The organism is Acinetobacter halobius (assembly GCF_044130335.1).
GTDB lineage: Bacteria > Pseudomonadota > Gammaproteobacteria > Pseudomonadales > Moraxellaceae > Acinetobacter.
Window position 1 is genome coordinate 125434 of the sequence record NZ_JBIQOD010000007.1, and the last position, 11746, is coordinate 137179.

At 40.4% G+C, this 11746-nt stretch carries 11 protein-coding genes; 1 reads left to right on the forward strand and 10 read right to left on the reverse strand.

Going from position 1 to position 11746, the window contains the following annotated elements; all coding sequences use genetic code 11:
• The 4 genes from ACE01U_RS08415 to ACE01U_RS08430 all read right to left on the reverse strand — a co-directional run bounded on the left by ACE01U_RS08415 (position 1) and on the right by ACE01U_RS08430 (position 3731).
• The gene (locus tag ACE01U_RS08415; protein ID WP_395579189.1) at positions 1-1323 is read right to left on the reverse strand and encodes a TolC family protein; all 1323 of its coding nucleotides are present in this window, start codon (positions 1321-1323) and stop codon (positions 1-3) included.
• 47 nt (positions 1324-1370) lie between these two features.
• Positions 1371-1790, reverse strand: a complete 420-nt coding sequence (locus ACE01U_RS08420; protein ID WP_395579190.1) for a cation efflux protein, CzcI-like — start codon at positions 1788-1790, stop codon at positions 1371-1373.
• Positions 1791-1855: 65 nt separating this feature from the next.
• The gene (locus ACE01U_RS08425; RefSeq protein WP_151706868.1) at positions 1856-2764 is read right to left on the reverse strand and encodes a cation diffusion facilitator family transporter; all 909 of its coding nucleotides are present in this window, start codon (positions 2762-2764) and stop codon (positions 1856-1858) included.
• 130 nt (positions 2765-2894) lie between these two features.
• The gene (locus ACE01U_RS08430; RefSeq protein ID WP_395579191.1) at positions 2895-3731 is read right to left on the reverse strand and encodes an SDR family NAD(P)-dependent oxidoreductase; all 837 of its coding nucleotides are present in this window, start codon (positions 3729-3731) and stop codon (positions 2895-2897) included.
• A gap of 311 nt (positions 3732-4042) precedes the next feature.
• Between ACE01U_RS08430 and ACE01U_RS08435 the strand changes: the two genes are divergently transcribed.
• The gene (locus tag ACE01U_RS08435; protein ID WP_171494546.1) at positions 4043-4201 is read left to right on the forward strand and encodes a hypothetical protein; all 159 of its coding nucleotides are present in this window, start codon (positions 4043-4045) and stop codon (positions 4199-4201) included.
• Positions 4202-4404: 203 nt separating this feature from the next.
• On the opposite strand, the gene ACE01U_RS08440 is transcribed toward ACE01U_RS08435, so the two are convergent.
• The 6 genes from ACE01U_RS08440 to ACE01U_RS08465 all read right to left on the reverse strand — a co-directional run bounded on the left by ACE01U_RS08440 (position 4405) and on the right by ACE01U_RS08465 (position 11570).
• Positions 4405-5292: a DMT family transporter gene (locus ACE01U_RS08440; protein ID WP_086210920.1), complete on the reverse strand. Its 888-nt coding sequence runs from the start codon at positions 5290-5292 to the stop codon at positions 4405-4407.
• A 107-nt stretch (positions 5293-5399) separates the two neighbouring features.
• Complete coding sequence (locus tag ACE01U_RS08445) at positions 5400-6773, reverse strand: amidohydrolase family protein (RefSeq protein WP_395579192.1); 1374 nt, start codon at positions 6771-6773, stop codon at positions 5400-5402.
• 21 nt (positions 6774-6794) lie between these two features.
• Positions 6795-7715, reverse strand: coding sequence for an ABC transporter permease (locus tag ACE01U_RS08450; protein ID WP_086210922.1), 921 nt, complete (start codon positions 7713-7715; stop codon positions 6795-6797).
• Positions 7716-7736: 21 nt separating this feature from the next.
• Positions 7737-8837, reverse strand: a complete 1101-nt coding sequence (locus ACE01U_RS08455; RefSeq protein ID WP_395579193.1) for an ABC transporter permease — start codon at positions 8835-8837, stop codon at positions 7737-7739.
• 23 nt (positions 8838-8860) lie between these two features.
• Entirely contained in the window at positions 8861-10423 is a 1563-nt protein-coding gene (locus ACE01U_RS08460) for an ABC transporter ATP-binding protein (protein WP_228147031.1), read from the reverse strand.
• 124 nt (positions 10424-10547) lie between these two features.
• Positions 10548-11570, reverse strand: a complete 1023-nt coding sequence (locus ACE01U_RS08465) for a BMP family ABC transporter substrate-binding protein (RefSeq protein ID WP_228199441.1) — start codon at positions 11568-11570, stop codon at positions 10548-10550.
• Between the last annotated feature and the right edge of the window lie 176 nt (positions 11571-11746).

Consider the following 11746-nt stretch of genomic DNA (forward strand, 5'->3'; position numbering starts at 1 on the left):
TTATTGTGCTCCGCCAAGGATGAGGTCTTGTATTTGTGCGATTGAGTTTTTACTGATTTGGCTATAAGCATCTGAACTACTGATCTGTTCATAACTAGTGCCGAGGCTAAGCGATTCTGCGGTCAATGCGGTCTGCCATGCTTGACGCAATAACTGTAACTGCCCAAGACGTATGCTTTGTAGTTGCGAGTTGGCTTGTTGAATGTCGGTAATAGACAGCTTTCCGACTTTAAAACCTTGTAATGTACGTACTTGTACTTGTTCTGCCAAAGTTGTTTGTTGACTGATCGCACCGAACTGCTGTTTTAGTCCTTTGAGCTCATGCATAGCGTTGGCGATATCTAAAATTTGCTGTTTTAACTCGCGCTGTTGCTGCTGATTCAACAAGCTTTGCTGACGCTGCGCCATCGGAATGCTGTATTGCTGACGGTTAAAGATATTCAGCGGAATATCCACGCCAACACCTAATGTGGTATCGCTATTTTCATTCGGTGCTTGACTCCGTTTCATGCCGACATTTAAGGTCGGATTGGGACGCGCCTGCACTTTTAAACTTTCAATGTTTAAATTGGACTGTTGAATATTCAGGGCATACAGCTTTTCCAACCAACCTGCAGTAATATAACGCTGTACTGTGGCTTCACTTTGATCTGGCCATGGCATTGAGGTCGCATTGAGTTGAATATCGGCTTTGGTTTCGCCCCAAAGGTTTGAGAGTTGACGCTGTGCTACTTGTTCAGCCAGTATTGCTTGTTGATATAAACGTTGCATATCTAAGCTTTCGATTTGCGCACGTTCATAGTCAACCAAAGCAATACTGCCCGCCTGATAGCGCTTTTTGGCACTGTCTAAATTGTGTTGACTCACTTTGAGCTGTGCGGCATATAGCGATTTTTCAACTTGTGCCAAAGCCAACTGCGACCATGCAAATTTCACCACCAATTGGCTTTGTGCTGTCCACAGTTGTTGCTGTAACTGGCCTTGTTGGTGTGCTGTTTCTGCGAGTTTTTGATTGAGCTTACGCTGTCCAAAAACATCTAAAGGTTGGCTAATGGCAATACTGAGCTCTTGATCGGTATTTGAACCAAAACCATCTTGATTGATATTTAAGCTAGGGTTTTGCCATAAACCACTGTTTTTGATGTTCAGCTCTGCAATATTTTGACGCTGTTGCCCAATGTCACTTTGGTTCTGATAACGCTCTACTTTTACCAAAGCCTCATCCAAAGTCTTGATCGGTTCGGCAAAGCTCCATTGCATCGTAGCTGTTGTTATGCCCACAGCAAGAGCTTGGCGTATAAACGCCTTGAATTGATTCGACATGCTTTTTCCCACTAATTTTTAGAAGAAGTGGTGGGAAATGTTTTAGGCTACCCCACCATTAGCGGGGAAAGTTCAGGGGGCGGATGTTGCCCCAGTAAATCAGGGGCTTGATAGGCATTATGCCAAAAAAATTGTGGCGGTTCTTTTATCTCAAGCGCGAGCGGCAGTTGATAGTTTTTTTCTTTCGGAATAATCAAATGTGCCATTGAGGGCAAATGATCTTGATGGTCTTCACCTAATTCAAACTGATTATTTGCCGTTTGAGTATGGTCATCAATACTACTTTTTTGATGTGCTTTCGCATCCGATACACACAAAGTGGATTGATGATGCCCAAAATGAAAATTTTGTTGCGTCACAACTTGAGTTTTTTGTTCTTCATGGACGCAAAAAGCTGCCGCCACGTTCCAAAGACTTTGGAACATGAATAAAGCAACTAAAACGCTAATCCACGTGGTAGAACGCATAATGTCGTACTGAAAAAAAGTGATGCTATTGTAAAGCCTAGACTAAGTCTAAGGTCAAGCCTTTTTTAATGACTATGTTCATGTTGGTGTGGATGGCATTCATCATCTTCGATTTGCAAAGTCACTTGGGTAATGCCGTGCTCATGTCCTAATAACTCCACAGCTTGGTGGTATAAAGCTCTCTGATCTACATCAGGAGCGATCAAATGCGCGGTTAAATGCACATTTTTAGAAGTAATCGCCCAAACTTTAAGTTGATGAATCCCTTGTACACCCTCTAAAGCCAACAAGTCATTGCGTAAGGACTCAATGTCAATTTCACTCGGTACACCTTCGAGCAAAATATTGATACTTTGCTTCAGTAGCACCCAAGTTCGTGGTAATACCCAAAAGCCAATCAACACTGCAATAACGGTATCTACCCACATCCAACCCGTGAAATAAATCACCAATGCGCCTATGATCACACCCACAGAGCCCAAGGCGTCACTCAACACCTCAAGATAAGCCCCTTTCACATTTAAGCTGTCTTGACTGCTCGACACCAAAATTTTCATTGAAATTAGGTTAATGATTAAACCCAAAACAGCAACGACCAACATGCCTATACTTTGGATTTCGGGGGGCTGGCTAAAGCGCTGATAAGCTTCATATAAAATGTAAATCGCTACAACAAACAACATCATGGCATTGAACAATGCTGCCAAGATTTCAAACCGTTGATAGCCAAAGGTACGTTTATCATCGGCAGGTTTTTGTCCAATTTTGATGGCGGCTAAGGCAATCGCCAAAGCAGCAGCATCAGTAAACATGTGCGCCGCATCGGACAATAAGGCTAAACTTTGTGTGATAAATCCAGCAATAACCTCAACAATTAAAAATGTCGTGGTCAAGGCAAGTGCAAGCGTTAATTTCTTGGCATTTTTTGCAGTCACTTCAACATGGCTGTGATCATGGTTATGAGAACCACTCATGTAGGACTCCTTATCATTTTAATGGATGCAATGCTTTAACATTGAAATCGAAGCTTTTTTGATTTGAAAAATTACTCGATTCAGCATACTCGGTTAAAACAATAAAATCATCCTTCAAGTTTGCCAGCCTTTATTTTTGACGCTTTTTCCCAGTCAAAAAGTTCATGGCTTGTGTATAACCTGTCGGTGTAATGCGTTGTACTAGATCCATAATTTTGGCATCTGTTCCAATTAAGACACGGCGCTCATTTTTTTTCACAGCCTTTAAAATGGACTGTGCTGCCACATCTGGCGGAGTTTTAAGCATTTTGTTGAAAGAACGGCTAGCACGCTCAGGGTTCATACCTAGCGTACGAATACTGTCACTCATTCGAGCACTATTGGCGATATTGGTTCGTATACCACCTGGGTGAACACAAGTCGCACTGACACCACAGTTTTCTAGGTCTAGTTCTTGACGTAGTGCTTCGGTAAAACCACGAACAGCAAATTTTGTCGCATTATAGGCACTCTGGGTAGGCTGTGCAGTGAGTCCAAATAAGCTTGAAATATTCACAATATGCCCAGTACCACTTTTCTTTAAGTAGGGTAAAAAAGCTTTGGTTCCATACACCACACCCCAAAAATTGATTTTAAAGATCCATTCCGCATCTTCATAGCTCAAGCCTTCAACAGTACTGGCTAAGGCAACACCTGCATTGTTGAAAATTAAATTGATCTGGCCAAAGTCTTGTTCACATTGTTTGGCCCAGTCCTCAACAGCTTTGCGGTCTGAAACATCTAGTTTTGTAAGTGTGACCGAAACAGGATAATCTTTGACAAGCTTTAATGTTTCTGCCAAACCTTGCTCATTGACATCACTGAGTGCCAAATGCGCACCTTGTTTGGCTAATTGAATAGCCAACTGCTGTCCAATACCAGAACCTGCACCTGTGATCGCAGCAACTTTATTCTCAAAATTTTTCATCATGCTCTCTAGCTATCATTTTAAACTTTATGCTTAGGTCAATTAGGCTAACTCTACACATACAAAGTACCACTGTATTTAATGTACAAAAATTTAGATCATGAATGAAATGGAATTCTCTCATGGTTCAGTATGTATAAAATTCATAGTGAATATTCTTTCACTTTTGCTTAACAAGCAATAATGAAAACCATAACAGTTCTATATATTTGCCAATACGCTGTTATATTTTTTTAATCATGTTCTGTATCTGTTTCATTCTGTCTGTGCTTTGCATAATGTACACATCACCTCAGTTGAGTGCAGTAACCATGAAAGATCTAGACCCTAAAAAACCAGCAAAATATGCGGATAGTTCTATTTCGGACAAAGCATTTAAAAACATGATTATCTGGTTTGCTGTTTATTGTGGACTATTTTGCTTGGGCGTTATTTTTGTTATTGGAGCAGATAAAAACTATTTGTCTTAAAGCAAAGCCATATAGTTGGAAAACATATCTGTAGGTTAAGATGAGAGTTTCAAATCTACATTTTGACTTTATCTATACTGGTACGAGCTTAAGCTACATATCCGTTTAAGCTCTTCACACGCAGATAGAATATGGGTTAATTCCGTATCCCATTTATTTAGTATAGCTAATGTCATTACAAATAAATGACAAAGCTTTATTGATTAAGCCCAAATCACTAGAAATGCAGCAATCACCACCAAAATAATGCCTAAATGTTCAGCTCGTGCCAATTTTTCCTTAAAGAAAAAGGCAGAGATCAACATACTAAAAATAATCTCAACTTGCCCTAATGTTTTAACAATTGGAACGGACTGCATACTCATCGCGCTAAACCAGCCCAATGAAGCAAGGAAACTACATAAACTGACGCGAAATGTAAGTCCCACTCGCTGCCACATCGCCCATAAAGTAACACGACGAAATATACCTAAGTAAATTAAGAGCAATGAACACTGTGTACCAATCACACAGATAAGAACCCACGCCGCACGGTGAATAAACGGTAAATTAGTGAGTTCTAAACTGGCTTCACGTACCAAAAGCGATGTGATAGCAAAACATAAGCCACTACCGATACCTATACATAAGGTCTGTAATGAAAAATCAGAAAAGCCGCGACCTTTGGACATGAGGAATACTGCAAAACCACCAATCACGACTCCTACCCAGCCTAAAATGCTCAGGTGGTCAGATAAAAAGATAACTGCAACAATTGCTGCCAAAATGGCCTCACTTTTAGCAAGCCCAACACCAATTGCATAGTTTTTTTGTTTAAATAACTGAACCATTAATGCAGTTGCTGCAATTTGGCTAATTGCAGCAACAAAGATATAAGTGGCAAAACGTGGATTAAAATGAACAACTTCAACAATAGGTTGAAAATGATAAAGACTCACGATGTATATAAATGCCAAAGGTAAAGCAAAAATAAACCTTGCGAGTGTTACACCATATACATCGACAGTCGTACTGAGTTGCTTTTGGAAAGCATTTCGCCAAGCCTGCATAAATGCAGCCATAAGCGTAAAAAGAATCCATGTAACTCCCATCAAGCACCCAATATGTCATTACTTATAAAACATAATTTACCTGCTTAAAGGCAGAACATGTACTTTATTTTCATGACTTATTATTATGTGATGAATAACTTAAGTTCTCATCCAATTTCACGTTGTAACTCATTGACAGCATTCCCGCGAAGACTAAGCCAATCTTCACGTCTTTTAAACAGTAATGGCGCTGCTCGATTCACCTGATCAATTAAATGCTGTAAGTCAGCATTCATTAGTTTACCATTTTGTACGACTGTTTGACCTGCCACCATGGTCATGACAACATCTTGACCCTGAACTGCATGTACTAAATTATGATGTAAATTGAATAATTTCCCTTCACCAATTAAAGGGGTCATTCGTGGCGTTGCTGTTTTTATTGCAATAATATCTGCCTGCTTCCCTGTTTCAATAGAACCGATGCTTTCTTGCATACCTAAAGCTTTAGCCCCAAGAGTTGTCGCCATTTTACATACAGACCATGCATCTAGTGCGGAAGCATCTAAATTTGCAAATTTTGCCAACAATGATGCTGTTTTCATCTCTTCAAACATATCTAAATTATTATTTTCTTTTTCACCATCTGTTCCCAAACCAACCGCTACCCCTTTAGCTAACATTTCTCGAATAGGTGCTGCACCTGATGCTAATTTCATATTCGATATTGGATTATGTGCCACTCCCACCTGATAGTTTTTTAAGATGTCGATTTCTGTGGAGTTAGCCCATACACAATGCGCCAATAAGCATTGCGGTGCATTGAGTAAACCAAGTTGTTCTAAAGTTTGAATGGGGCGTTTGTTATAGCGTTTAAGGTTTTCTTCAACATCAAACTTACTTTCATTACTATGCGTATGAAAGCCTGTTTGGTAGTCCTGACATAAGTGTTGTATACGTTTTAATGCTTGCTCTTCTGCATAAAATAAATGCTCCAAACCTACCCAAACATTGATACGACCATTTGCACCTTGATGCCACTGCTGAATCAACACTTCATTGCTATGCAACGTTTCAAAATAATTATGATCAGGATGCTCTGCGACATAAGGCACCAGTACTGCACGAATACCTAGTTCCTTGGCAGCTTCAGCACTGCCATCCATAAACCGCCACATATCCACAATCGTTGTTGTGCCAGAAAGTAGCGCTTCCGCATAGCACAGATAAGATGCCATTTTCGCATCTTCAGGTAATAAAACCCGGTGCATTGGGTCGATAAACTGCTGTAACCAGTCCCATACAGGTAAACCTTCGGCAGTACCTCGCAGTAAACCTGAGTGACAGTGTGTATTCACAAGGCCTGGCATGAGCACAGCATCTGCATAATGTTCTACCACTAGATTAGGGAATTGAGCACGGATCTCTTCCAGTTTACCAACCTGCTGAATCAAAGTATCCTCTACAACAATGGCACCATTTTTGATGCAATCCAAACTTTGATTCATGGTGAGTACATAATCTGCACTTAATATTTTCATAGCTTACTCAATGGATCCAATTTAAGGGGTAAATGTTTTGCCAAGTGATGCAGGTAAATTCAGCTTCAACAGTTTTTTATCTCGAGAAATCACCACCAAGACCACTATCGTTGCAACATATGGCAGCGCGGACAAAAGCTCATTGGGAATGCTTAAACCCAATGCTTGAGCATGAAACTGTAAAATTGTCACTCCACCAAAAAGATAAGCACCCAACATTAAACGTGCTGGTTTCCAAGCAGCAAAAACCACTAAAGCAATTGCAATCCACCCGCGCCCCGCAACCATGTTTTCAATCCACATTGGGGTATAAACAGTCGATAAAAATGCCCCCCCAATACCTGCCATTGCCCCACCAAATAAAACAGCACAGTAACGAATACCTAGAACGTTATAACCCATTGCATGTGCACTTTCAGGTGACTCCCCAACTGCTTTAAGTAACAGCCCTAAACGCGTCTTTGCCAAGACCCACCAAACAAATACAAAGGCCAAAATGGATAAATACACCACATAGTTTTGTTGAAATAAGATGGGGCCAATCAATGGAATATCTGACAATACAGGTATATTTAAATTTTGTAGTCCGGGTAAAGCCGTACTGACATAGTTCTGTCCAATAAATGCAGAAATACCGATACCAAAAATAGTAAGGGCTAAGCCACAAGCAGATTGATTGGTACTGAGTGAGAGTGTAAAAAATGCAAAAATCAAAGACATCAACATCCCAGCCAAAGCCCCGACTAACAATGCGCTGGCTACGCTGGCCTCATACTGGGCTGCAAAAGCAAAACCCGCAATTGCTCCGACCAACATCATGCCTTCGACACCTAAGTTAATTACCCCAGTACGTTCAGCAACTAACTCCCCCAAACCAGCAAAAACCAGAGGAGTTGCAGCTGCAATCGTACCTGCCAAAATAGCGGTTACTTCTATACTCATAATGAACTTTCCTCTCTAAGTTTAAGCGACAGTTGAGTCAGTTTCTGACATCTTTGTTTTGAGCTTCTTTTTTGCAAACCGATAACGTTTTTCTATCAACACATCTGAAGCTAATAAAAAGAACAGCAATAGACCTTGGAAAATTCCTGTAATAGCAACAGATAATTGCAGTTCCATTTGCGCCATTTCACCGCCCAAATAAAGTAAAGCCATTAAAAAACCAGAGAGTACAATTCCAATAGGATTTAAACGACCTAAATAAGCCACGATGATGGCTGCATAACCATAGCCTGGTGAAATGTTTGGATTTAACTGTCCAATCGGTCCTGCAACCTCACAAAGACCTGCGATACCCGCCATAAAACCAGATAACCCTAAACTAAGCCAGACCGCTTTTTTTGATGAAAAGCCAGCATATTTTGCAGCCATCGGTGCTTGACCACTGACTTCTAACTTATAAGCACTCATGCTTTTTTTAATAAATACCCAAAAAATAACCACAGCAAGAAAGGTAATAAAAATCGAAGCATTCACACGAGTACCTTCAATGACAAAAGGCAAAGTCGCACTTTCATTGAACATGACTGATTGTGGAAAGTTCATACCATCTGGGTCTCGCCACGGCCCATTCACCAGATATAACAAAACAAAAAGCGCAACATAGTTCATCATTAAGGTCGTAAGGGTCTCTTCTGCATTAAAATGTGTTTTCAAAAATGCAGGAATCAGTCCCCAAAATGCACCACCAATGGCCCCCATGACCACCATTAAAGGGAGGATCCACCAACCTGTATGGTCATGAAATAAAATTGCAATTCCGCCACCAAAAATAGCCCCCATAGTCAGTTGACCTTCGGCACCGATATTGAATAGTTTTGCGCGAAAGCCAATCGCTAAGCCAAGTGCGATGAGAATTAATGGGCTGGCTTTAATGGTGAGCTCACTGAGGTTATATAGTGAAGTTAGCGGTTCAACAAAAAAGATATACAGCGCGCGCGCAGGATCTACCCCAAGCATCAGAAACAGTAAGCTACTGACCACCAACATTGCACTTAGTGCAATAACAGGTGATAACCATTTCATGACTTGAGAAGGCTTTTCTCTAGGTTCTAATAAATACATGTGACCACCTTTAGATGAAATGGTTAAGCTTGAACTTGTTGTGAATGAGCTAAATCTACAGTGTGTGCAACACTGGTAATCCCTGACATCAACAACCCAATTTGTTCTGCATTGGTACTACGGGTCTGCATAGGTTCGGATAGTTTTCCAGCAGCCAATACACAAATGTAATCACTAATTTCAAACAATTCTTCGAGCTCTTCAGAAATCACCAAAATCGCAACGCCTTGTCTAGATAAATCAATCAATGTTTGTCGAATAAACATTGATGCTCCTACGTCAACGCCCCAAGTGGGTTGAGAAATAATGAGAACTTTGGGCTGTTGTAAAATTTCTCGACCCACGATGAATTTTTGTAAGTTACCACCTGAAAGTGAGCGTGCTTCTGCTTGTGCACCAGAAGCCTTTACACTAAATTTTTCAATACATTTTTCTGCAAATAGTTTGGTTTTTTCAAAGTTAATCAGTCCAAATTTAGTCAAACCCTGCCTAAATGCAGTCAATAGCGCATTTTCAGACAGTGTCATATTGGGTACAGCACCTCGCCCTAAACGTTCTTCGGGGACAAAGCCTAAGCCCAAATCACGACGTGCACCTGCGGATATCTTGCCGACATTTTGCCCCTCTAGATAAATGCTGCCATTTGTGGTTATTTTCTCTCCAGAGATTAAAGACAAAAGTTCTGCTTGCCCATTGCCCGAAATACCTGCAATACCGAGGATCTCTCCCGCTTTTAAGTTCAGGCTGATATTTTCTAGCGCAACACCGAAAGGATCATCTGTGGGTTGATTTAAACTCGAAACCTCAAACAATATTTGCTTCTCACCTAGATATTCATCGTGAATATACGTAGGTAACTCACGTCCAATCATTAAACGCGCCAAATCACTAGTACTATTTTCTTCTGGTCTAACATGGCCTGTAACTTTACCATTTCGTAAAATGGTTGCTTCATCACATAACTCTTTAATTTCATGAAGTTTATGACTGATATACAAAATAGAGACACCTTGTGAAGCGAGTAATTTCAATGTCTTAAATAATTGTTGAACCGCTTGTGGAGTAAGTACTGAGGTTGGTTCATCTAAAATAATGAGGGAGGGGCTTTGTAATAGACAGCGGATAATTTCCACACGTTGCCGTTCGCCCACTGAGAGTGAATACACTTCACGGCGCGGATCAACAGGTAAACCGTATTGTTCAGATACTGCAATGATTTTTTCATTGAGCGTTTTTATGTCAATTTTCTCATCAAGACCAAGTTGAATATTTTCTGCAACAGTTAAAGTCTCAAACAAAGAAAAATGCTGATAAACCATGCCAATGCCCAATTTTCTCGCTGTCGAAGGGCTATCTATTTTGACTTCTTTACCATTCCAAAGAATTTGGCCTTCATCGGCTTTGGTCGCACCATAAATAATTTTCATGAGTGTGCTTTTTCCAGCACCATTTTCGCCTAAGATGGCATGGATTTGACCCGCATGAACTTTGAGATGAATTTGATCATTTGCACGTAGCGAATTATAACTTTTGCAAATATTAATTAACTCTAAGCGAGTACTTGCTTGTTGAGGTTCTCTATGCATGACCTTAGTGATATGACTGTCTGGTGTATTCATGATTGTGATGCTCTTTCGAATCTCTGCATTGAATGTCCATTCAGCTCGTATCGTACTAAATGGACAAAACCGTGACGTCTCAAACGATGCGTTATTTCGGAAGTGAACCTTCTACACCTTTGACGTAATAGTTCATTTTGCTCAGCGTCGCATCATCTAAAGTTTTTCCTTTGGCAATCACCAAACTGCCATCTTGTTTATAAATCGGTCCTGAAAATGGGTGAAGTTTGCCTGAATGAATGTCATCACGTACTTTGAGTGCTGAGGCTTTAACATTGGCAGGAACAGAAGGTCCAAAATTTTCAATATTGACTGCACTTTGTTTTACGCCATACCAAGTTGCACTTGGTTTCCATGTTTTATTTGCCACTTGAGTCATGGTTGGAGTATAAATTTTTTCCCAATGCAAAACCGATGCAGCCAAGTGTGCTTTAGGGCCAAATTTACTCATATCAGAGTCCCAGCCAAAGGCAAAAACACCCTTTTGTTGTGCCGCTTGTACAACTGCTGGCGAGTCAGTGTTTTGCATTAATACATCTGCTTTTTGTGAAATTAAGGCCAGTGCAGCATCACGTTCTTTACCTGGGTTAAACCAAGAGTTCACCCAAATGACTTTCGTTTTCACTTTTGGATTAACACTTTGTGCACCCAATGTGTAAGCATTGATATTGCGCACCACTTCGGGGATTGGGAACGAGGCAACTACACCGAGCACATTCGATTTGGTTTTTTGACCAGCGACGACTCCAAGCATATACGCCCCTTCATAAGTCCGCACATCATAGACCCCTAGGTTTTTACCCTGTTTGTAGCCAGTTGCATGCATAAATACAGTATTAGGGAACTGTTTCGACACTTTTTCCATGGCATTCATATAGCCAAAAGAAGTTGCAAAAATTACTTTATTACCTTGTTGTGCCAAATTACGAATCACACGTTCTGCATCAGCCGTTTCGGGTACATTTTCGATATAAGACGTCTTATATTTTCCAGCCAAGGCTTTTTCCGCCTTGATTCGTCCTTGATCATGTGAATATGTCCAACCATGATCGCTGGTCGGGCCAATATATACAAAAGCAGCTTTATCTACAGCAAATGCCTGTGTAGCCCCCATCAACCCCAATAGACTTGTGAGTACTATTTTTATAGCTGTTTTTTTCATCGAAAATTTATTTTCTAAACATTTTGACATCATCGGCTCCCTAGGTTTTAACCTAAAAATATATTGACTCGATATAAATGGATCTTTCATACCCTCTTTCTAATAATTAGCAATATTCGTTCCAACTA